General features: G+C 46.1%; 18 protein-coding genes. 5 read left to right on the top strand and 13 right to left on the bottom strand.

The window, feature by feature from the left end:
• Positions 1 to 7: 7 nt before the first annotated feature.
• The 9 genes from ACX0G9_RS08240 to ACX0G9_RS08200 all read right to left on the bottom strand — a co-directional run bounded on the left by ACX0G9_RS08240 (position 8) and on the right by ACX0G9_RS08200 (position 11,135).
• Positions 8 to 1,996: a sialate O-acetylesterase gene (locus ACX0G9_RS08240; RefSeq protein ID WP_459064404.1), complete on the bottom strand. Its 1,989-nt coding sequence runs from the start codon at positions 1,994 to 1,996 to the stop codon at positions 8 to 10.
• Positions 1,997 to 2,086: 90 nt separating this feature from the next.
• Positions 2,087 to 3,724, bottom strand: a complete 1,638-nt coding sequence (locus tag ACX0G9_RS08235; RefSeq protein ID WP_459064403.1) for a RagB/SusD family nutrient uptake outer membrane protein — start codon at positions 3,722 to 3,724, stop codon at positions 2,087 to 2,089.
• A gap of 27 nt (positions 3,725 to 3,751) precedes the next feature.
• Positions 3,752 to 6,913, bottom strand: a complete 3,162-nt coding sequence (locus tag ACX0G9_RS08230; protein WP_459064402.1) for a SusC/RagA family TonB-linked outer membrane protein — start codon at positions 6,911 to 6,913, stop codon at positions 3,752 to 3,754.
• 88 nt (positions 6,914 to 7,001) lie between these two features.
• On the bottom strand, positions 7,002 to 8,057 hold the full coding sequence (locus tag ACX0G9_RS08225) for a FecR family protein (protein WP_459064401.1): 1,056 nt from the start codon (positions 8,055 to 8,057) through the stop codon (positions 7,002 to 7,004).
• A 70-nt stretch (positions 8,058 to 8,127) separates the two neighbouring features.
• A complete protein-coding gene (locus ACX0G9_RS08220; RefSeq protein ID WP_459064400.1) occupies positions 8,128 to 8,688 on the bottom strand; it encodes a sigma-70 family RNA polymerase sigma factor in 561 nt (186 codons plus the stop codon).
• 89 nt (positions 8,689 to 8,777) lie between these two features.
• Positions 8,778 to 9,197, bottom strand: coding sequence for an ester cyclase (locus ACX0G9_RS08215; RefSeq protein WP_459064399.1), 420 nt, complete (start codon positions 9,195 to 9,197; stop codon positions 8,778 to 8,780).
• Positions 9,198 to 9,285: 88 nt separating this feature from the next.
• Complete coding sequence (locus ACX0G9_RS08210) at positions 9,286 to 9,465, bottom strand: helix-turn-helix domain-containing protein (protein WP_459064398.1); 180 nt, start codon at positions 9,463 to 9,465, stop codon at positions 9,286 to 9,288.
• A gap of 10 nt (positions 9,466 to 9,475) precedes the next feature.
• Entirely contained in the window at positions 9,476 to 9,901 is a 426-nt protein-coding gene (locus ACX0G9_RS08205; protein ID WP_459064397.1) for a hypothetical protein, read from the bottom strand.
• 166 nt (positions 9,902 to 10,067) lie between these two features.
• The gene (locus tag ACX0G9_RS08200) at positions 10,068 to 11,135 is read right to left on the bottom strand and encodes a T9SS type A sorting domain-containing protein (protein ID WP_459064396.1); all 1,068 of its coding nucleotides are present in this window, start codon (positions 11,133 to 11,135) and stop codon (positions 10,068 to 10,070) included.
• 155 nt (positions 11,136 to 11,290) lie between these two features.
• Between ACX0G9_RS08200 and ACX0G9_RS08195 the strand changes: the two genes are divergently transcribed.
• Positions 11,291 to 12,079 (top strand): bestrophin-like domain, encoded by a 789-nt coding sequence (locus ACX0G9_RS08195; protein ID WP_459064395.1) that lies wholly within the window; start codon positions 11,291 to 11,293, stop codon positions 12,077 to 12,079.
• 4 nt (positions 12,080 to 12,083) lie between these two features.
• Here the strand turns inward: ACX0G9_RS08195 and ACX0G9_RS08190 are convergent, their stop codons facing one another.
• Entirely contained in the window at positions 12,084 to 12,491 is a 408-nt protein-coding gene (locus tag ACX0G9_RS08190) for a GNAT family N-acetyltransferase (RefSeq protein WP_459064394.1), read from the bottom strand.
• An 82-nt stretch (positions 12,492 to 12,573) separates the two neighbouring features.
• Between ACX0G9_RS08190 and ACX0G9_RS08185 the strand changes: the two genes are divergently transcribed.
• The 3 genes from ACX0G9_RS08185 to xth all read left to right on the top strand — a co-directional run bounded on the left by ACX0G9_RS08185 (position 12,574) and on the right by xth (position 14,958).
• Positions 12,574 to 13,104, top strand: coding sequence for a hypothetical protein (locus ACX0G9_RS08185; RefSeq protein ID WP_459064393.1), 531 nt, complete (start codon positions 12,574 to 12,576; stop codon positions 13,102 to 13,104).
• Positions 13,105 to 13,331: 227 nt separating this feature from the next.
• Positions 13,332 to 14,120 carry a lytic transglycosylase domain-containing protein gene (locus tag ACX0G9_RS08180; protein WP_459064392.1) on the top strand — a complete coding sequence of 263 codons (789 nt, stop codon included), beginning with the start codon at positions 13,332 to 13,334 and terminating at the stop codon, positions 14,118 to 14,120.
• Positions 14,121 to 14,163: 43 nt separating this feature from the next.
• The gene (xth, locus tag ACX0G9_RS08175; protein WP_459064391.1) at positions 14,164 to 14,958 is read left to right on the top strand and encodes an exodeoxyribonuclease III; all 795 of its coding nucleotides are present in this window, start codon (positions 14,164 to 14,166) and stop codon (positions 14,956 to 14,958) included.
• On the opposite strand, the gene ACX0G9_RS08170 is transcribed toward xth, so the two are convergent.
• Positions 14,927 to 16,234: a metallophosphoesterase gene (locus tag ACX0G9_RS08170; RefSeq protein ID WP_459064390.1), complete on the bottom strand. Its 1,308-nt coding sequence runs from the start codon at positions 16,232 to 16,234 to the stop codon at positions 14,927 to 14,929. The genes xth and ACX0G9_RS08170 overlap by 32 nt on opposite strands.
• Positions 16,235 to 16,610: 376 nt before the next feature.
• On the bottom strand, positions 16,611 to 17,237 hold the full coding sequence (locus ACX0G9_RS08165) for a zinc ribbon domain-containing protein (protein ID WP_459064389.1): 627 nt from the start codon (positions 17,235 to 17,237) through the stop codon (positions 16,611 to 16,613).
• A 174-nt stretch (positions 17,238 to 17,411) separates the two neighbouring features.
• Here ACX0G9_RS08165 and ACX0G9_RS08160 point away from each other — a divergent pair, with 174 nt between their 5' ends.
• Positions 17,412 to 18,827: a cellulase family glycosylhydrolase gene (locus ACX0G9_RS08160; protein WP_459064388.1), complete on the top strand. Its 1,416-nt coding sequence runs from the start codon at positions 17,412 to 17,414 to the stop codon at positions 18,825 to 18,827.
• 426 nt (positions 18,828 to 19,253) lie between these two features.
• Here ACX0G9_RS08160 and ACX0G9_RS08155 read toward each other — a convergent pair whose 3' ends face one another.
• Complete coding sequence (locus ACX0G9_RS08155) at positions 19,254 to 21,878, bottom strand: glucosidase family protein (protein WP_459064387.1); 2,625 nt, start codon at positions 21,876 to 21,878, stop codon at positions 19,254 to 19,256.
• Position 21,879 lies beyond the last annotated feature (1 nt).

The following is a 21,879-nucleotide window of genomic DNA, read 5'->3' as shown; positions in this document are numbered from 1 at the left end:
GTATCGGTTAGTAAATCAGGACATACCGGTTACCGGCCGTCAGACCTTTCCAGTTATCGGTCCGGAAAGGCGAGGCTGGCAATCCTTCCTTGTTGAACAGGTCCGCTTCCCCCGCATCGTCCGTCCAACCGTACCGGACGGCAACAGGCTCCGCCACTTCATCGTTGTATACGACAATCCTGTTACCGGAGAGATAAGCTTTTCCCCATTTAAAAAGATGGTCTTTTCCAGCAATCTGAAAACCGCGGATATACCCATATTTGTCTTTTATCATCCATCCTGAACTTAGGTCTGAAAAAGTAAGAAAGGCCTCCTTACCCTTAAATTCCACGGATGTATAAATGGGACCATCGGGTGTTACAGGTAATCCATATGTTTTATGCAGCGCATTCAGGGCAAGTCTCAACCCGACATCCTGTTTGTTAACGGGATGAATATTTTTAGGATCCCCGATATCGATGGTGACAGCCATTCCTGTATTGGGCAGGGAAAGCGTTTTGCGTTGCGCATCTCTCAACTCCGCCCATTGGCTTCCTGTCAGACCGTTCTGGCCACTGGCATTGTAAGAAGAAAGCTGCACGAAATAAAAGGGAAAATCGCCTTCCTTCCATCTGTTGCGCCAATCGCGGATCATCAGGGGAAAAGTACGCTCGTACTGATGCCCCCTGTCTCCATTGGCTTCGCCCTGGTACCAGATAGCCCCCCGGATACCATAAGGGATCAGCGGAGAGAGCATGGCATTGAATAACAAAGAAGGATAAGCATTGGGGCCCTCGGTTCCTTTGAAAAGAATATTAGCGGTATCTACTTTTACCCGCCATTCACCGGCCAGCGATAAGGGAAATTGTCCGTCAACGGTCAGCTGCAACGTAGCGGCATCACCATGTATACCTCCGCCGGCAGCCGTATCGGTTACCCTTATGGCAATGACATTTTTGCCTTCCTTCAACACGCCGGGTGGTACCCGGTATTTTCGTAAAGCGAGATAATTGCTGGTACTGCCGACCCTGACTCCGTTCACATAAGTTTCATCGGCATCATCGATCATGGCCAGTTCGAGCAGGGCGCCCTGTTTAGCCTGCTCCGCCGTCAGCACGATCTCTTTCCTGTACCAGACGACCCCATCGAGATCAGGCAACCCCTGCGGTTCCCAGAAACCAGGCGCAGAAAGATGCGGCCAGTTGCTGTCATCATAGTCCTGGTCTTTCCAATGCACAGTATCCCCGGCGGCAATATCCCCATGCTGAAATTTTGTAATCGTTTCCAGCGTGTTCAGGATCTTTGACCGCCTGATCCCGGCAAAACTTTCAGGACCGTTTCCGGTCAGCCTGGTGAAGTCGCTGTCGGTCCGTAAAGCTTCCCTGCTGGTCCAGGTCTCCACATTAGTTCCGCCCCAACTGGTATGGATAAGGCCTATCGGCACATTTAGGGTCTCCCATAATTTCCTGGCGAAAAAATAACCGACGGCGGTAAAGTTGCCTGCGGTCTCCGGTGCGCAGACCTGCCAGGAGCTAGCCTGAATATCCTTAAGCGGTCTGAAACTGGTATTCTTTGCCACCCTGAGTTCCCGTATCATCGGGCAGGCGGCAGTCCTGATCTCTTCGGCCGCGTTCATGACCCCTTTCAGCGAAAATTCCATATTGGACTGGCCGGAACAGATCCAAACCTCACCGATCAAAATATCTTTTAATACAACTGAATGTATACCGGAATTTTTGCCGGAACCATTGCTGGTAACAGTCATTTCATAAGGGCCCCCGGCCTCCTCCGGTTTCAGTGTTATCAGCCAGTTTCCGGCTTTATCTGCCTTGACGGACCCCGACTGTTCATGCAAATGGATGGCCACCCTTTCACCCGCTTCGGCCCATCCCCAAATGATGATAGGGATATTCCGCTGCAGCACCATATGATCGGAAAATACATGAGGAAGCGTCACCACTGCCCATAGCACCGGCCGCATCGTAATAAAGATTACGAAAAGAACTAATTTTTTCATATCAAGCCATTCGTTTTTTTAAACGTACCGACATCTATCCGCAGGCAATCCCTGTTTCAGGACTAAACTTTCCCGCAGACGATCCTATCCTTAATTCCACCCGTCTTTAACGTCCTTCGCCACCATCGGGTTATAATTTTTCTCCGTATCGGGGATCGGTAATAATACATGTTTGGGTTGGACGGGTTGCAGCCCGTCTCCAGGTTCCGCTGCCTTTTCAGCATTAATGGTCTGGACCGAAATTCCCCAGCGTATCAGATCGAAATAACGGGATTGCTCACCGCAAAGTTCGAGTTGTCTTTCCCGCATCAGGATCTTCATCGCGTCATCCTTTGAACCCAGGGAGCTATATAACACAGCGCCGGACCTGCTTCTCACGCTGTCGATCAGGGCTAGTGGTTCGTTGCCCGCGTTTCCCTGCTGGATATATGATTCCGCCAGTAGCAGCATGACATCCGCCAGCCTGATCACCTGTCCGTTGATAGGGCTTTTGGGATCATTATATTTGTCCACCAGGTCATAATATTCATATTTTTTCCAGCGAAAGTCTTTTTGCGGATCGGCCGCATTAAAGGGATACGATTTGGCTCCGCCGGCGCACTGGCGGCAATACAATGTATCGCCACTGGTAGCGGCCGTACCGTAATAGGTCGATTTTGCCCTTGGATCGGTATATGCACCTCCTCCCACCGGATTGTCGTAAGTGAACGCATTCACTGCGGCATTACTGATATATACATTCTTCCAGTCATTCCATCCATACTCCATCGCTCTGCCGGTATGTGTCTGTTTGCCGACCTGCTCTGCACCATTACCGAACATATAATAGGGAGACCCGATACCCCAATCCGTCCACTGCTGATCCATGATCTGAAAGATATTCTCAACGCTGTTCTGATTGGTGGTGCTGAATAAATTATCAAAGGACGGGTCCAGTTTGTAGGTATACGGAGCGCTCATCAGCTTGGAGAGTTCGGCCTGCGCTTCGGGCCATTTTTTTTCATAGAGATAAGCCTTACCCAGTAAAGCGATTACCCCGCCCTTTGTCACTCTTCCCAGATCAGTGGAGGCATAGGTCACCGGGAGTTCGGCGGCGGCTTCCGCTTCCTGCAGATCGCTCTCTATCCGTTTCCAGACTTCGGCAGCGGAACTCCGCGGTAAATAGTTATTGTTGAGGGTGGTCTTATAATCTATATAGAGTGGAACGTCACCCCATAAATTCACCAGGTGAAAATAGGCGTAGGCCCGGAGGAATTTCACTTCCGCCACATACTGGTTAAGTTTGGCCTTGTCGGCGGTGGCCGTGGGATTCCAGGCAGTGGCCCTGTCCAGTACCAGGTTGGCACGAAAGACCATGCGGTATAAGGATCCCCATAAAGAGGTAAGATCCGCATTATTGGTACCAAACGTATAATCGCCCAGCTCCTGTTCTGCCCCCAGCAGAAAACTTGCCCGTTTGGCCTCGTAGCCCAGGAGATCAAAAATGTAATAATATTCCCTTGCCCACAAACCGGGATGTACCAGTGTGGCATAGGTGGCGACAGTGGCCTGATTGAGGGCCCCGATATTATTAAAATAAGTTTCGTAAGCATAAGCATTCTGGTTCACCAGGGCCAGTTCTGCTTTTTTACAGCCTGGTGCAGCGGTGATCGCCAAGGTGATCAGTAAGAGCTGCAGACAAAATTTGGTGCGCCCCGGAATCGTATTAACAAATATGTTTCGTCTCATATAATATGTTATTAAAAGTCTGAAATATTAAAAACCTAATTGAAGACCAGCAAGGAATGTCCTTTGCTGCGGCACCTGCCCCAGGTCGATTCCCCGGGCGAAAAGGTAGTTGCCGCCTACTTCCGGATCGTAACCTGTGTAACCGGTGATCGTGAATAAATTCTGCGCGGCGATGTAAAGACGTACCGTTCTGAAGGAGCCTTCCGCAAAACCGGATAACAGACGGGCAGGCAGGGAATAACCGATCGTTATATTCCGCATGCGTAAATAACTGCCATCTTCCAGCCACCAATCCGAAGGGCGCAAATTACCATTACCGGTTGCATTTTGTCCCACCCGCGGTAAGGCAGCTACGTCACCCGGTTTTTTCCACCGGTTGAGCAGAGCAGTCGATCCGTTATGACCCGTAGACATCGATTGGGTATTCAGTTTAGTGCCGTTCAGAATTTTGAGACCGGAAACTCCGGAGATGACCATGTTCAGATCGAATCCTTTGTAAGTCAGGCCGGCATTGATACCAAACACATATTTCGGGATGGCGTTACCCAGGATCTGTTGATCTTTTGAAGTGACCAGACCGTCTCCGTTAAGATCTTTAAAAATAAAATCTCCGGGCAGCAGTCCGCTCTGATAAATGGCGGCGGCATTGCCGGTCTTCTGTACAGCCAGTTGATTTAAGGCCGTTATTTCATCGGCATCTTTTGCCACATGATCCAGCCGGTAACCATAAAAGGAACCGATCGTACTTCCGGTAGCCGTATACGTGGTTGCGGGAACAGGACTGAAGGCACCGCTCTGAATGGGGGCGGAGAATTGTGCTCCCAGCGATAATACTTTGTTCTTATTGATGGCGCCATTGATACCGATATTGTAACTAAGTTCATGGTTGATCTTCCCCTGGTAGCCAATAGCCAGCTCTATCCCTTTATTGTCGGCATCGGCGGCATTTACAGGTTTGGAAGGCTGCCCTCCGGTAGTGCTGACCCCAACGCTGGCGGGAAGGATGATGGAGGTCAGTAATTTTGTACTCTTTCTGTCGTAATAATCTGCGGCTATGGTTAGTTTGTTATTAAAAAATGCCAGGTCGAGCCCGATATCCATTTGATTGGTCTGTTCCCATTGCAGATCCGGGTTGCTGACAGTGGTAATTGTAGTTCCCGAAACGAAGGCTTCGGTAGATCCGAATGAATAGACCAGCGATCCTGCCGGTGTTCCCTGGTAGGTCTTGGCCGTATTCAGAAAGTTGGCAATATTATTATTTCCCGTTTGTCCCCATCCTGCCCGGAGTTTACCATCGGAAAGAAAACGAAGATTCTTTTTCATAAAATCTTCATCCGAGAAACGCCATGCCGCACCTGCCGCTGCAAAATTTCCGAACTGGTGGTTCGCTCCGAAATTCGAAGCGCCGTCCCTGCGGTAACTGCCGGTCAGTATATATTTCCCATTGTAGGTATAGTTAACCCGCCCGAAATAAGAGGTGCCGGAAGGGCGGGCGAAATTGGAATAAGAGCCGGTGACACTCTGCGTGGGTGCCACGGAAATATTCTGAATATTATCGTTGGGTTGATTGGAGCCCCTGACCCCATCCTGGTTGGTGAGACCGGGATTAAGATAACTGTTGCCCGCCGTTAAGGAAATCTGGTGTTTACCAAAGATCCGGTCGAAGGACAAATAGTTTTCCAGGGTATAAAAAGAGGATTCCGTAAAGGTCAATGTCGACAGCCGGGCCTGGTTGAGCAAATTAGCCGATTGGTACTGGCTTTGGAAAGTGTTGGCTCTCGTTGAATTTATTTCCGCAGAGAATTGTGATTTGAACTTCAGGCCGTTGAGTATCCTTACCTCTCCGCTGAACTGCGGAAAAAAGGCCAGCGATCTTGACGTCGAGCTGCCCAGTGATAAGGCCTGAAGCGGATTGTTGGCATTGCTGTAGTCATCGATATTGGTGACCACCGAATATCCCCCTTGTATATTCGGATCTAAAAGACCTTTGTAAGTGGGATATTGTATGGCATCCAATATACTGGCGGTGATTCCGGTATTATCGAATTGCCGGTAGGACAGGCTTTGGGTAAAATGGAAACGGCCAAGGGTTTCGTCCAGGCTCAGCCGTGCCTGCAGCCGTTTATTCCTGAAATTTGTCTGTATGGATTTCTGATCGATATAAGTCGCCGAGGCGGTGAAACTCACTTTTTCGCTCCCCCCGCTGATATTGATATCCTGTTCGGATTGCAGAGCAGGCCGGAAGATCTCCGACTGCCAGTCCGTACTATCGGCCAACACGCCTGGATTACTGAATTTGGCAGGCAGCACGGTGTTCTTGGTAGCGGCCAGATCCCGTAGCGCATCGACATATTGTGCGGCATTCATCAGGTCCAGGCGTTTCCAGGGTCTGGCAACACCCCACTGGCTGGTAATATTGATCCGGGGAGGGCCGGGCTTCCCTTTCCGGGTCGTGATGATCACCACCCCGTTGGCCGCCGCCGCTCCATAAATGGCCGTGGAGGAGGCGTCCTTCAAAACAGTGATACTCTCGATATCCTGAACGCTGATCGTATTGAAATAATTTTTTGTGGTCTGGATCCCGTCAACGACATACAGGGGATCGACGCTGGTGAAAGTCCCTGTGCCGCGTATGATGATCTGGGCATCCGATCCGGGTGATCCGCTGCCTTGTACGACCTGGACGCCGGCGGCCTTGCCGATCAGCAATTGCGAAGGATTGGTGCCGGTAGTGGCTCCGGCCTCTTTGGGCGCCACGACATTTACGGAACCCACGACATTGCGTCTGCTGGTCGTGCCATAACCAATGACGATCACATCATTTAAGGTGGCTGCCTTTTTCCGCAGCTTAACCGCCAGGGTGAGGGTCATTCCGGTCTTAAGCGTATAACCTGACAAAACCTGTGATTCGAACCCGATAAAAGAAAAGTTGAATACATAATCTCCTTCAACCGGTAGTGCGGAGAACCGGAAAACGCCCGTACTGTCCGTCTGGACACCGGCAGCGTATTTGGTTCGTTTGTTAAAGGCGGAAACGGAGACATTTGGTATGAGCAGCCCCATATCGTCCCGGACGGTTCCGGTGACCTGTACAGGGGTTTCCTGCGCTTTCAGGGAAAAGGACGATCCCAAAAACAGCAGGCTGAAAAATGAAAACAGGCAGAGCTTCTTAACGTAAAGAATTTTCATATAAACAAGCAGGTTTTGATGTTGACAGGGCAATAAGCGCCCTTGGGTGTTCTCACCCCATTTTTTGATGTATACCGACAAATAGGACTTATTTTTTTCTGATCATATATCCGCTGTCTTCCCGGACAAACCTGAGTTTATTGGGAAGGGTGATATCTGTTAAAATCTTTTCCAGCGAATCCGTTTTTTCAAATTTTCCATCGAAATACAGCGGGGCGATATCGGCAGGATAATAATAAATCGCCACACCGTAATAACTACTCAATTGATCCAGCACTGCCTTCATGGGCTGGTCATTGAACTTATACCAGTCCGGTCTGTTCATGGCCTTATTGCCCGTACTGCCTGCCTTTACCAGGCCTGTGCCTTTAACCGGCGTATTAAAATTGCGGAGGGATGCCGTCTTATTTTTTCGGCTATAGGTAAATTCCTGTCCGGGAACCAGGGTAATATCATCACTGGTTTTATGGTTAAAAACGTCGGCCTTTACCAGCACTTTCCCTTCCATCAACCGCACGGTGATCGTATCCTGCTCCGGCAATGCCTTTACCCGGAAAGCCGTCCCTAAAACCTGTGTGTTCACTTCCCCGCTGTAAACGGTAAAAGTATGTGTCGCGTCGTGTACCACTTCGAAATCGGCTTCTCCTTGCAGATAGATATCTCTTTGGACGGCAAATTTTTTATAATAAACAACGACGGCCTCCGGCATCATCCGGACCATAGAACCATCGGGTAAAACAAGGGGGAGGATTTTTCCTGTCCTGTTCTCTTTCCGTTCCTGCTGATTAACCGGTATCGTATTATCCGCGGACAGGCTGGAGAGCGGTGATGTCCGATGTTCCCTGAATAAAAGGGCCGAACCAAAAAGGAGACCACCCAGCACAGCAGCAACCGCCATCCGGCGAATCCATAATTTTCGCAGGCGTCCGCGGTTCACTCCGGCTTCGCGATGAATATGGGCAAGCCATTGGGCCGATATGGTTTCCGGCAGATCTTTATTCAGCTGCATCCCCAGGAACTCTTCCTGCGAAAGGTATTGCTCCAGGATATCCTTATGGTCCCGCAGATAGTCCGCGACCAAAATGGCCTCCTCCGGAGTGCATTGATCAGTGAGAAAACGTTTGATTAACTCGTCATTTATCATAATGGCATGCTGGGCTGTTATATAAAATACGTCTGTGGAGAGACAACTACTTAGCCGGATGGAAAATAAATCAGAAAATTTCGGCCAGGGACACCAGGATGAAAAAAAGACTGGGTCCGAGATAATGCTTCAATTGTTTGACAGCCTGAAAGATATGGGCCTCTACGGTACGGGAGGATAAAGACAGCTCCTGGGCGATCTGTTGATAACTCATCCCCTTAAAACGGCTCATTTCGAATACTTTTCTCCGCATGGGCGGCATGGCATCCAATGCATGGACCAGTTTGTGTTGCAGTTCCTTCTCCGTCAGTTTTTCCCAAACCTCGTCCGAGAGGAAGGTATAGCGGCTGATCACGTGGATCACTTTCTCTTCATACACATTTTCTTTCCGTAAAAGATCGATGAGGGTAGTGCGGGCTATGCGGAACAGCTGTACCTGGATATCCAGGTCTTCGGAGAGGTTCTCCCTGTATTTCCAGCATTTTATGAAAGTCAGTTGTGTGGCTTCTTCGGCTATAAAGGAGGATCTTGTTTTACCTAAAATGAAAAAGTATATCTTCTTATGAAAAGAATGATATACATCATTAAACACCAGGAGGTTTCCCTTTTTTAAGGCGGCAATCGTATCCACAGCGCAGGTAGTTTTACAAAAACAATTCCAGCAAATTAATTCTATTTTGTAAAATCCGCAAAAAACCTTTTTTAATATTTCCTTTCTGGTCACTTTTCTGATAACTGTGCGAGCACTTCCTGTAAATTACTGATTCCCCAATGTTCAATGAACTTCCCGTTTTGCAGTCTTATCATATCTATTACCTTGATGGATACTTTTTTATGTGATGGAGGGATACCCATTATTTCTCCGGTATGAGTAGCGGTAAACCTTTTTCGTGTAGTAACCAGATCTTTTTCCGCTACCTGTTCCAGAATTTCCACCTTTATATCAGGAAATCCTGTTCTTAAGATATCCCATAAAAAATGGATCATCCCGTCCGGCCCTTTTGAGGTTCCAGGAGGTGCCTCATGATTAATAACCTCGTCGGCAATCAGTTCGTCAAATGTTTGCCTGTTTCCCTGTTCCAGGACTTCTTTGTTAAACCGGATAACAATGGCTTTGTTCTGATCTGTGTTGGTGTGCATAGTTGTTGATTATTGTTTGAAATCTCAAAACTATGCTCTAATCAACCAGGTGAATTAAGGTTTTTGTTCAATTCCTGTTGCTAAACGTTCATTTTTCGGGAGATTTTCTTTTTTGCAACTGATATTCCTTTGGAGTTATTCCAAAAATCTGTTTAAAGGATTGGGTGAAACTGGAATGATTTTCATACCCGACTTTAAAATAAACTTCACTTGGTTTTTCATTATCATTCCTTAGTAGATGAGCGGCAATTTCCATTCTCCGCTGCAAAAACCATTTATTAGGAGTGGCGCCATAGATCCTTGCAAATTTTCTCTTGAAAGGACAAGTATAATTCAGGTTTATTCTTTTCAGACCGGTTTAACGAAAGGAGAACGTCATTGTATTTAAGATAAAAATTTTTCAGAACGACATCATCAAAAAAGATCAATATGCTTTTGAATGGGATTTGCTTATTCAGATCCATCGAAACCAAACAATTTCCGGAGGAAAGAAAATGAAATTCCTCCCCATTGGCTCTCACCGTCCTTTCGGAGAAACTCATCTTTTTTTCTCCCTGCAATACAAGACTGATGGCGTTTTTCTGTAAAATACTTCTCCCTTTGAATGAAATGGCAGGTGCCGAATAATCATAGATGAAGATAGAAGCAGATAAAAGTTTTTTATCCTGAAAAATATCGTCCGGAAGATGGATTATATCTATCATATTATAAATGGCAGGTTCTTTTTTATTTATATTTATGCGTCCTTTTGCAAAATAACTCCTTCAAAATAGTTCATTTTTTTAAAATGATAAATTTCAACAAATCCAATGCTGGCTATGGATATAGTCTGCAAAACTATATAACAGCGGTTCGATTCCGCTCATGCTCTCATTCTACAATCAATTGTTGCGTATAAACTTTCTCTTTCCCGGGAAGAGTTGCGCGGATAATATAGGTGCCAGCTGCCACACTTGATGGAATCTCCCAGTTATCTACCTGTGTAGTGCTGCCTATGGTCATTACGCGGCGCTCTATCAGGGTTCCTGCGACACTGAATAATTCGGCCTGGTAGGTTCCAGGCTCTGTTGGCCAGGCTATCCGAATGCTGCCGCCGCGGTGTACAGGATTGGGATAGACTTTCAATTGTTTTTTCGGAAGAAGTCTTAATGCAGTGAGGGTATCGGTTACCAATTGTTGCACCGTATCCTTGGGGCTTCTACGGGCAACAACCACAAAGCCTTTAAAAACTTGACCATCCGCGGGCTCGCCTGCTGAATCGGTTTTTGGGGTTTGGGGAAAGTCCGGCGTTTGCGTGGAATCCAGCGTTTGCCGGGAATTTGGAGGCTGCGGTAAATTTAGCGTTAAGCTGGAATCCAAAGAATCCAGTACTGGCAAACGGGTTATTTTTTCCAGGGTGGGAATTGAATCGTCAACCACCACACTTATATCCCCAACAACCATATTTTGTGTGAACTCAATCTTGTTGGTATCATTAACAACAGGGATTTGCACCACCTTTCCTGAATCTACCGGTTTACAAACGCGATCAGGATCTATCATTACCATTCCCATAGTTGGCTTCTCTCTAAAATCTATACTCAGGAATGATAGGAATCCACCAATCTCCTGTCTGGCATGACCATGAGGTTCTGAAGGATCTGCGGTTAGCAGAAATCCCGCCAGCAGTAATTGCCAACCCGGTAACTGGTTCCTTTTCGGCGGAGATAAGGAAGATAATGGAGTCAACTGCCTGTTAAGCTGATCTTTTGCCAAACGCCCGCAGATATTCTTACCGGCCAGGGCCAGGTGATGGATAATTTCCGCATCAGTCATCGAGGTAAAATCCACGACAACTTTTTGACAGGCAGCGCAATGCCGACCTGTGCCGTTTGTTTGCATATTGGCCCAGTCTTCGTGGCAGGGAGATTTAATGGTAAGTGTAAGGGGAGCAGCCATGATCTGTAATTTCCTGTTTGATGCAGGAAACAGAAAGATTCCATAAGGCGGTTCAAAAATAAATCGCTCTGACACCTTCGACTCCTGTGCAAACCCGGTGGGTATATCAATGACAGAAACCTATACCTTTGGGGATAGGCTAACAATAATAAATTATGGACCAATCTTTTTTGTACAACACTTCGTCTTTTATCATCAGTATTTGCCTGATCCTGGCCATGGTTATACTCTATTATCTCGGGTTCCGTATTAAGGCCAAAAAGGCAGCAAAAAATCCCGGCCAATCCGATGAAGGCTTTGGAGCCATTGAGGGTTCCTTGCTTGGGCTGCTGGCCTTGTTATTGTCATTTACCTTCGGTATGTCCAGTTCGCGGCATGATAGCCGGTTTCAGGTAATGATACAGGAGGCAAACGCAATCGGTACAGCTATTTTACGTGCCGACCTTTTTCCGGATAGCGAAAGAGTGGAGTTACGCAGCCATTTTAAAAATTATGTCGAGGCGAGGATTGCGCAATACGATGCAGGAATCGATCCGGAGAAAAACAGCCTGGCTGCAGAACAGACCGGATTACATGCAGACAGTCTTTGGAAGATAGCTGTCGTTGCCGCCAAAAGCGAAAACGCAACCGTCAGGAACCGGGGCTCCATGATGGTAAGCTCTCTTAATGATATGATCGATGCCGTGACCACACGCAAGGCGTCCCGCGAAACAACCATGCCCGGATTGATACTCGATCTGTTGTTTTTGTTATGTCTTACCTCTTCTTTTATTGTAGGATATGGCAGCAAAAGAAAATTGGATTGGATAGTGGCATCGGGTTTTTCAGTAATGATCGCCATCACTGTGTTCACTATTCTGGATTTGGACAGGCCGCACCGCGGCCTGATAAACCTGGACAGAGCCGAGCAAAATATGCTTGAGTTACGGGGAATGCTTAAATAAGGAATTATTTTGTCCGGCTGAGTAAAAAGCTGTTTTCTTGTTTTTCGAAACCTATTTTGGGGTAATAGTTCATGGCTTCCGGCACAGATAATAACAGGAGCATCGACTGCTCACCCGCCAGTTCCTTGGTTGCTGCAATCAATTGCCTGCCTACACCTCCCTTCTGGTAGTCCTTGCTGACGGCAAGATCGGACAGGTAACAACACCAGGAAAAGTCTGTCAATGCACGCGAAAGGCCGATCAGACGAGGACCAACCCAGGCCGTCACAATAATATCTGCCTTTTCGAGCATTTTGGCGATCCGTCCTTCATCATCAACAGGTCTCGGCATTCCTGTCTCCTTAAAAAGGGCAATAACTTCCATTGCCTGCGGAATGATATCGGATCGGTATAGGATTTCGGGGCTATCCATTGTCAATATGTTTGTATTTCTATAAATTTAATAATTATCTTCGGACAACTATCCGATCCATCAAGATCAATCAAATACACTCGTGACAACCCAACCCCAAACAGACAACCTTAAGACCCGGATCCGGCAACGATCCGGATCCCTGCTTCCCCTGCTGGTGCTTTGCCAGGGGCTTTTAAGTTTACTGGAAGCATACCTCATTTCAAAAATATCGGTTATTGGCAGGATCGGGATAGCGACGGTACATAAAGAATACAGATTATTACGTTCGGGATGGAAGACCTTTTTGTTATTATTTGGCATACAGGTAACCATTATTATTATTCTGTATATCGTTCAAAAGAAAAACGTCAAAAAAATAACCACCCTTGTTACCTCCATTTTGTTATTGCTGGGCGTACTGGGTTTATGCGTTACTTTCCAGGATTTTCTGCATACCTATACGCACCGCCTGCTAAAAGAAAGATTTCATCTCGGCTTTTATCTCTTCTGGCTGGGTTGGGTAGGAACCTGTCTGTATTTTCTGGTCACCACGCTTAAGGAGACGAAAAATACTGAATTATTTCCCCTTGACCCTAACAGTCCCGACACTATTTCTATTAACAATCAATAGCTTAGCTATTCTTTGGCCAATACCATCGTATTTTTCCTACGTAGAATCCCCTATGAGGTCCCAACTTCGGTAGGTATATTTGCATTCGCGGTAACGGTCTTCTGTAAATGAAAAAACCACATTAACCTACCCACAGAAGACTACCGGACTCCACCAATATTCTATACTACCATTTTACTGAATCAATCCAACCCTGGGCAGGCATTGTTTTACCTTAATTGAAAACGATGTTTAAGACACAAGTACCCATTTATTTTTGCAGCCTTTTGTTTATTATCGCTATGCCTACGGAGGCAAATCCCGTTCAGCCATCCTTCGAGGCCGGGAAAAACAACTCGTATTATACGGCCGAAAAAGCCAGGTTATCTGCCACAAAAAAGAAAAAGATCGTCTTTTATCTTCCAGGCAAACCGGGCATGAAATTCATCAATGCCTATATAAAAAATAATGATGAAAGCCTTCTTTCCATCAAACAAAGAAGTGAAGTGCCATTTTTTATCATCGATTCCGTATTCGATCGTTATCATCTGCCACAGGAATTAAAATACCTGGCCGTTATTGAATCCGAACTCAAGACTTCGGCCACTTCGCGGGTTGGCGCCAAAGGCCCCTGGCAATTAATGGCCGGTACGGCGCATGCGCTTGGTTTGAAAACAACCCGCAGATCGGATGATCGTCTTAATTATTATAAAAGTACCAGGGCTGCCGCAAAATACCTGAGAGATCTGCATAACACTTATGGTGACTGGCTACTGGTTCTCGCCGCCTATAACAGCGGTCCTGTCCCGGTGAACAGGGCTATTCAGAAGGCACACAGTAAAAGTTTCTGGGCTATCCAGCGATATCTCCCGGAAGAAACCAGGCTACATGTAAAAAGATTTATAGCGACTGCCTATTATTTTGAACAGGCTGAGCAAGCCAGACAGGCCAAACTGGCCAACCAGGTGGCGGAACAGTCCAAAGCGGAACAATCAAAGATGGATCCGGCAAAAGGTGATTTATCCTCCATATTTTAAATTAATTTTGCTTTATCAGCTAAATTAATCCAGGATTATTATCATGAAAATTGCTACCTATAACGTGAATGGCGTCAACGGGCGTCTTCCGGTATTACTCCGCTGGCTCGAAGAAACAACTCCCGATGTGGTTTGTCTGCAGGAGCTGAAAGCCCCTCAGGAAAAATTCCCGGAGCAAGCCATACTTGATGCAGGGTATCATGCTATCTGGCACGGACAAAAAAGCTGGAACGGAGTAGCTATCCTGGCGCGCAGCGGAAAACCCGAAGAGATCAGACGGGGGCTTCCCGGTGATCCGGAGGATAGCCACAGCCGTTATATCGAAGCAGCTGTTAACGGTATTATTGTAGGATGTCTCTATCTCCCCAATGGCAATCCGGCTCCGGGGCCGAAATTCGATTACAAACTTCGCTGGTTCGAGCGTTTGACGGACCACGCCGCAGAACTTTTTGCATCGGGCAAGCCGGTAGTCCTTACCGGAGACTATAATGTCATGCCGACGGAACTGGATGCATACAAACCGGAGCGCTGGGTGGATGATGCCTTGTTCCGTCCGGAAACCCGTTCAGCGTTTAAGAATTTGGTAGCACAGGGATGGACCGACGCCATCCGCAAACTTTATCCGGACGATGTCATCTATACTTTCTGGGATTATTTCCGGAATGCTTATGGCCGCAACGCAGGTTTACGTATAGATCATTTTTTGCTTAGCCCCCTTCTCGCTGACCGCCTCCTTGCTGCCGGTGTAGACAGTAATGTGCGTGGTTGGGAAAAAACGAGCGATCATGGTCCGGTTTGGATTGAACTCACGGATGATAAAAAGACCCTTTTTTCTTAAGGGTTATCACGGTAATTTCCGGCCAGATACCCAACCGGCCTGAGAAGGCCAGAAAACCAAACCCGCGGTTTACATACAAGTAACGATCCTTTTCGTTGGCCAGACCTGCCCAATCCAGGTATCTGTATTTAACGGGGCTCCATCTGAATGTATCTGTTTCTACTCCAAACTGTGCTCCATGCGTATGACCGGACAAGGTCAGATGAATAGTCGAAGGGTGATACCTTATTTTTTCTTCCCAATGGGTAGGGTCATGCGAAAGACATATTTTAAAAGCATCTTCAGGAACTCCCTGCAAAGCCTTGTCCAGGTCACCGATCTGAATAAAACCCCTGCCCCAGTTTTGTACACCGATGAGTGCGATCTTTTGGCCGTTCTTTTCCAATGTTGCTTGTTCATCGAGCAACAAACGGTAACCTAGTTTTGTATGTTGCGCTTTTACTTTTTCAAGGTTATCGGCTTTTTCGTTTTCACTGGCCCATTCAATATAATCGCCATAATCGTGATTGCCCAGCACTGAGAACTGGCCGTAAGGGGCCTTTATGGCAGCGAACCGATCGATATAGGGCTCTATTTCCCAGGCTGCATTATTGACCAGGTCTCCTGTAAAGACAAACAGATCGCTGTTCTGTGCTTTAGCCAGATCGATTCCCCTTTGTACAGCTTCGGTATTATCAAAACTTCCGGAATGAATATCGGATAACTGGGTGATCGTAAATCCGTCAAAGGCATCGGGAAGGTCCTCAAAATAAAGCGTTGTTTTATGTACCCGGTAATCATACTTACCTTTTAGCATGGCATACAAAAAACCGGAAAAGGGAATGGCGGCCACCAGCACAGCGACCTCGCTGATAAATTTGCGGCGGGCAGGAAAAAAAGGCTCGCCGGTATGGCCCGTTCTGCCGGTTGATCTACCAGCGAAATTGATCAATCCATAAAAGAACCTGCCTGTATCACCGAGCAAAAGGATCAGCACAAAAAACACTTTGGTAATAAAAAAGGTAAGGAACAAACTCAGCATCCATTCGTGGAAAGGCGTCATTCCCTTAGCCGTCCGGTAACTGCCGACCCCGGCAACAAATAAAAGGGTTACGCCGACGGAAATAACCAGGTATCCCCATTTAACCAGCCGCCGCAGGTTTCGGGATTTCCATCCTGCGGTCAGGGTCTTTAGCCCCTGATAGACATAGATATCCAGCAAAAAGTTTATCCCCAGAAGAATCAGTAATATTTTTATTGCCCCGCTTTTGCGCATAGGTTTAAGAATAATGGTCATCAAATATAATCAGCCACCGCCGGTGTACAGGCAGTAACACCACAGCAGTGAAGTTGTTCAAACGGTGGTCATGTGATGGAAACTGATCCGATCGATCACCTGCATGGCACTCTCTGTGGTAGTGTAACAGATTTATGTGTCGGGTTTGCAGATACCTCGCCGTTTCTTCCAGGGTGAATGGAAGCAGCCGTATTTTCCGTGTCAAACTTTGCCTGACTCCTGGATTTGGCTGGCAATAAATCGCTTTTCCCCAGCCAAAAACGGGCAAAAAAACATAGATTTGGCTGGCAATAGCAGAATTATCCCCAGCCAAAAGTGGCAAACTGACCTAAGTGTATGGTTATCAATACCAAAAGGGGCTTTTTATTATAGACCTTTATTTGACCCGGTTAAAACCATCACCTTCTTCATAGTTGCGTTGCACCGAATATATTTCGTCGTTCTCAAGCATATTCTTTAGCTCTTTTCTACTATGGACCACTGTATCATCTTTTACAAAATAATCATCCTCAGCTAAATGACTTACAAAGCCGCTATACTCCAGATTGCTGTGAAGGGTCATCACCGAGTCTCCCTCAATTCCGCTTATTCTCATAAATGAATAGGTCGTTCCATTTTTTATCTCTTCCGTAAGGGTATAGACATCACCAATCGCAGGGTTAGCCACCAAAGCAATTTTCTGTTTCTGATTGTTTTTGTTCCAATAAAACCAATAGCCGCCTATTATAACGATAAGGAACAAGGCCGAATACAGGTAAAAGGGAGTTTTTGCATATTTTTCATACTTTTTCCCCAGGCTTTCCGTATTGGTTTTGTCTCCGCAATTCAGACACCGTATATCGATCTGTTTTGGGCCAAATGGAACAACAGGAATATAACAAAAATGAACATAAGTCCTGTACACCTTAATCTCTCTTTCAAAGGCTTTGCACCGATAACAAATCTGCTCGTTATCGACATATTTACCTATCCGGGCGTTCCTCTTTCCAATAATATAGATCATACCGTTTTTTTACAAATGTTCTTTTTTTACAAATAAAACGTCAGATTGACATAATCCGCACTTATAGCCAAATTAAGCAATTTTTAATACTATTTTTAGCTATCCGTAATGCATATGGCATAGATTCGCCCTTACATTCGCCTTCTCATTATTAACCTTCTAAATTTGACACTCGTGAAAACTCTTTTACTGGGTATAGGCCTCCTTGCAACAACGACCTTTCCCTTTTGCACGCCAGGCAAATCTTCCGCCGTTAAAGATACGGTAGCCGGCGATAAGCCCCTTTTCAAAAATTTTATGGGTATTAACGGCCATCTTAGTTTCAAACCGGAATTATATGGACAGGTTTGCCGGTTAGTACGTAATTATCACAATATCGATTGGGATGTCAAGGCGCTTGGCGATCCGCTTACCATACCGGCAACCTCCAATAATATCAATTGGAAAACACAGGTATATGGCCCCTGGAAACAAAATGGATTTGAAACCGATATCTGTCTTCAGTTCGGGAAATTTGGCGCGGACCATCTGAAACTGATGGAAAGTTGGAGGGGAAAGGAACAATGGACCTATGATTACGGTAAAAGCATGGCCGGCTTTTTCGGGCCTTCCGGTGCTGAAAAACTGGCAACTTCGTTCGAGATCGATAATGAGCCCGGAAAACGGGTGGATTCCGCGCTGTACAGAACAATCTTCAAACAAATGGCCGGTGGTATCCGTGCAGGAGACCCAAAGGCGCTTATTCTTACTCCTGCCGTCCAGGCCCGTGCAGCCGACGATTATTCCCAGGGCCTCAGCAGCATATATGCAGACAAGGATATCCAGCCTTTGTATGATGTCATCAACATACATACCTATCCCACCCTCCCTACCTCTTCCACCTCTCCGAACTCCTGGAACCGCAGCTATCCGGAAGATACTTCGCTGATCTATTTAAAAGTGGTCGACGAATCCATCACCTGGCGAAATCAGCATGCAAACGGAAAAAAAGTATGGATAACCGAGTTTGGATATGATGCCTGTACACCCGGAGCCATGAAGGACCGCAAGGACTGGGCGCTCAAACTTAACTGGCAGGGAGCGACGGATCTGCAGCAGGCACAATACCTGGTGCGTTCTTATTTTGCCTTTGCCACAAGGGATGTAGAAAGGGCCTATTTATACTTTTATGATGATAACGATGAGGCTTCCTTCCATGCTGCCTCCGGATTAACCCGCAAGTTCCAGCCAAAAATGTCCTTTTGGGCAGTCAAACAGTTGTATGAAACGCTGGGAAATTATCGTTTTCACCGGATAATAAAGAACGAGGCGAAAGATCTGTTCGTTTATGAATTCGAAAATGGCGAGGATAAAAAAAATAAGATCTGGGTGGCCTGGTCTCCAACAGGAACCAAAACGCAGGAAAAAGAAGGCTATCAGCCCAGGGAAGTTAAAGTAATCCTCACGGATCTGCCTGGCAAACCTACCCGTGTCGCAGGCATGGCCACTACGAACGGGCAGGCCCCGGAATCGAAATGGGAGCAAACAGGTGATGCCGCGATCACGCTTACCGTTGGGGAAAGTCCTACTTATATTGTGATGGATAAATAGACGCAGGAAATATCGTCCAGAGATTAAAAATGCCAGCTCATTTTCGACAATAGAAGAGGCTGGCATTATCGTTTGGATTATTCAACCGGAGAAGTCGAATTGTTCTCTAATTATAATGTAGAAGGCAAATATTTATATATATCTGAAAATACAAATATCTTTAAAAAACGAAACCCGGAAGTATGACAAAGTCAGGGACAACCGGGAATAATATGATACAAATATACAGTACTTCTTCAATCCAATATAATCATTCGTTCATTTTTAACGAACTGGCCAAAGTAAATGATATACGAAATGGATGAGTATCGACGAGAGTGCTTTGCTTTATGGACTGGATCACATTAACACTGTGTGCGGAAAGATTGACCAGCTATAAAAATGAATAAAATATAAATACTTTAACTTATTTAGCGTGATTATTACCTATTCCGAAATAAGAATTTCATCAACCTTTTTATGGGCTTTGCAAGGGAATAACAAAGTCCCGTCAGCATTAGTTCTGGCCTTCATAAACAAATCTTTATTTCTGTAAATTTTATATTCGGTATGGTGTTTTAAGTCATATAACTCGTAACTTAAATCCATATGCTGGTTTGAAGATTGGGTCCAAACCTTTTTCCCAAGGCTCCATTCTTTTACATCCATCGAAAATGGGCTGTTATCCGAAGTTATCAATGAAAGCGACGCCTTATCACTACTTCCCTGAAAATACAGCAGCGTCGAATCAGAACTATAAAAACCAAAATCGGTTTTGGAAATAATCGTAAACCGGTTATCGGATACCCTATACTTATCCATATCCAGACTGATCGTTAATTTTCTCCCCCGGAAGGTATAGTTTATTCGGGTGCCCGCTAATTCCGGGGTGATATGAGGGTTTAGATAGAACCGGTTATAGAGCGGATTGATGCCATAAACAGCCTGGTATAGTCCAACTACCGAAAGGCTGTTCCCTGACAGGATATCATCTCCCAGGCCATCTTGTTTTACCCGGCCGTATCGCTGAAAGGCCAGCCCGTCTTTTGCATACTGCGCTAAAACATTTTTTACATATTTTACGGCCAATTCGGGTTTGTAGTCCGCATACGCTTTTACGCCCACGGCACCCCAGGATAAAAACAGATCGCCGTTCTCATAATTGGGAAAAGGGAATTGCCAGTCATTTCCCTCTCCGGCACGATAACTATTCATACATACCGGCCAAAAGAAAAGCTTCTCATTTTGCATTTGGGTCTCGATCTTATCCAATATTGTTTTTCTTCGGGAATCATCCTCGCAAATGCCATAGGCAATGGCCATGAAATTCACCGGCGTAACCATATTATTACCATGAGCAGAACCGTCCTTATCTCTCCAATGTATATAACACTTTGTTTCATCGTCCCAAAAACCGCCATCCCTGACCGTCCTGTTAAAACTGGTTTTTAATTTTTGGGCGAAGACAAGGTATTCTTTTTCTTTTTCCCTGTTTCCCAACCGGCCTTCGATAGCTGCCCATAAAACAAGAGCATGATAGAGCTTGGCGTTTACAAAGGCATTTTCATAGGAGGCCCAGATAATATCCAGCCAATCGCTGCCCCTTTTCTGCAGATGGCTGTCGGTTATCATTTCTACCAACCCATTATTATTACCGTCTCTTTTTAAGATCCAGTCCAAAGCCTTTTCACAGGATAGCTGGTGTGTTCGTACCCAATCTATATTCCCGGTCTGATCGTATAACTCCGCTACATTGGTGACCAGGTCCGGATTGGCATCCAGTAAATAGCCCCATTGCGCTTCATAAAAACCCTTGGCATTGGCCTCACCCGGCATCATGTCTTCATCGTTGTACGCCCATCTTGCCCATACTCTTCCATCGGGCTTGAAGGCGTTGTCACGATAAAAGTCAAGACATTGCTGATAACCATTTAAGTAATTGCTGTCATTTATGGCCAAACCGATTTGCGCAATATATTGCTCGTGCAGACAAATTGGTCCATAAGGAGTATGCCAACTGTTGCCTCCAAAATGTTCCTTATCGATAACCCCGATCCTTGCGATCGTATTTAAGACCGAGCTTACCTGCTCACCATTTATGCCAACAAAGTTTCCCCTGCCAAACTGTTCTTTAACACTGAACCAGGAAAGGGTTATGCTTTGACTGGTTTTGCCGGCAGCCATGGCAAAAGGAGCCCAGACAGCGGTGGCGTCACGAATATATCGTCTTCTCTGTGTGCCGGAATCCAGACGCGGCAGCATTTCCTTTGGAGAAATCCCGATAGTAAACGCCAATTGATTAGCTGCGGTGCGGCTGTAATCCATCGCCACCTGGTTCCCCGGTGCCTCAACGGAAACCGTCAGGCCATTGTCGGTTCTACTGTTCCAGAATCTCGAAGAGTGGCTATGTACCCCATAGGTGTCCAGTTTTTTATTAAAAAGGTAAAACCAGGCCAGCCCTCCATAATCCTGGTAAGCCCCATCCCAGGAAGCAGTATCCTGAAAATTAAAAACAGGAAATGCCGCTTTATCCAGGGTGACCGATCCGGATAAGGCACGATACAGGGCTTGATTCAGAGTACGGTCCAGGGGATCATTCAGGGTGCGCTCCATATCGAACTTAATGTCTTTACCGGTAAGGCTGAACGTCCAATTTTCCTTAATGGATAGCTCCTTATTTCCATAGATGATCCCGGTAACGAATATCGAATCCTGCTTAACCTTTACAATTGGATCAGCAGTCAGATGCAAAGTAGAAAAATTTGTTCCCTGTATGCTGATCTGTGAATATACACCGGCATCTCCTTCAATCACCCGTTGTCCGTTCACCTCCAATAGAGAAATATTGGCTTTTTTATCATACTCAAAAATCAGCTTTATTTTGCCATTTCCGAAAGCTATTGTTTTAGCCTGGGGATCGTTTTTTATATGTATGGCCTGTGCAAAACTGGCCTCTGCTATTTCAAGGAGACTAATGGCGAAAAAAAGGGGTATCAGCAAGCGGGCTCTCCTTATCAAGCGGGTTCTCGTTATCATGCGGGCTCTCGTTATCATGAGGGTTCTCGTTATCATG

It is taken from the genome of Flavitalea flava (assembly GCF_054461575.1).
Note: the sequence above shows the minus strand (reverse complement) of the source record. Positions and strands in the feature narration are given on the sequence as shown.

Bases quoted from the DNA above. Each gene is read 5' to 3' on its own strand.
- ACX0G9_RS08240 (WP_459064404.1), bottom strand. From the start codon at position 1,996: ATGAAAAAATTAGTTCTTTTCGTAATCTTTATTACGATGCGGCCGGTG.
- ACX0G9_RS08235 (WP_459064403.1), bottom strand. From the start codon at position 3,724: ATGAGACGAAACATATTTGTTAATACGATTCCGGGGCGCACCAAATTT.
- ACX0G9_RS08230 (WP_459064402.1), bottom strand. From the start codon at position 6,913: ATGAAAATTCTTTACGTTAAGAAGCTCTGCCTGTTTTCATTTTTCAGC.
- ACX0G9_RS08225 (WP_459064401.1), bottom strand. From the start codon at position 8,057: ATGATAAATGACGAGTTAATCAAACGTTTTCTCACTGATCAATGCACT.
- ACX0G9_RS08215 (WP_459064399.1), bottom strand. From the start codon at position 9,197: ATGCACACCAACACAGATCAGAACAAAGCCATTGTTATCCGGTTTAAC.
- ACX0G9_RS08205 (WP_459064397.1), bottom strand. From the start codon at position 9,901: ATGATAGATATAATCCATCTTCCGGACGATATTTTTCAGGATAAAAAA.
- ACX0G9_RS08200 (WP_459064396.1), bottom strand. From the start codon at position 11,135: ATGGCTGCTCCCCTTACACTTACCATTAAATCTCCCTGCCACGAAGAC.
- ACX0G9_RS08195 (WP_459064395.1), top strand. From the start codon at position 11,291: ATGGACCAATCTTTTTTGTACAACACTTCGTCTTTTATCATCAGTATT.
- ACX0G9_RS08190 (WP_459064394.1), bottom strand. From the start codon at position 12,491: ATGGATAGCCCCGAAATCCTATACCGATCCGATATCATTCCGCAGGCA.
- ACX0G9_RS08180 (WP_459064392.1), top strand. From the start codon at position 13,332: ATGTTTAAGACACAAGTACCCATTTATTTTTGCAGCCTTTTGTTTATT.
- xth (WP_459064391.1), top strand. From the start codon at position 14,164: ATGAAAATTGCTACCTATAACGTGAATGGCGTCAACGGGCGTCTTCCG.
- ACX0G9_RS08170 (WP_459064390.1), bottom strand. From the start codon at position 16,234: ATGACCATTATTCTTAAACCTATGCGCAAAAGCGGGGCAATAAAAATA.
- ACX0G9_RS08165 (WP_459064389.1), bottom strand. From the start codon at position 17,237: ATGATCTATATTATTGGAAAGAGGAACGCCCGGATAGGTAAATATGTC.
- ACX0G9_RS08155 (WP_459064387.1), bottom strand. From the start codon at position 21,878: ATGATAACGAGAACCCTCATGATAACGAGAGCCCGCATGATAACGAGA.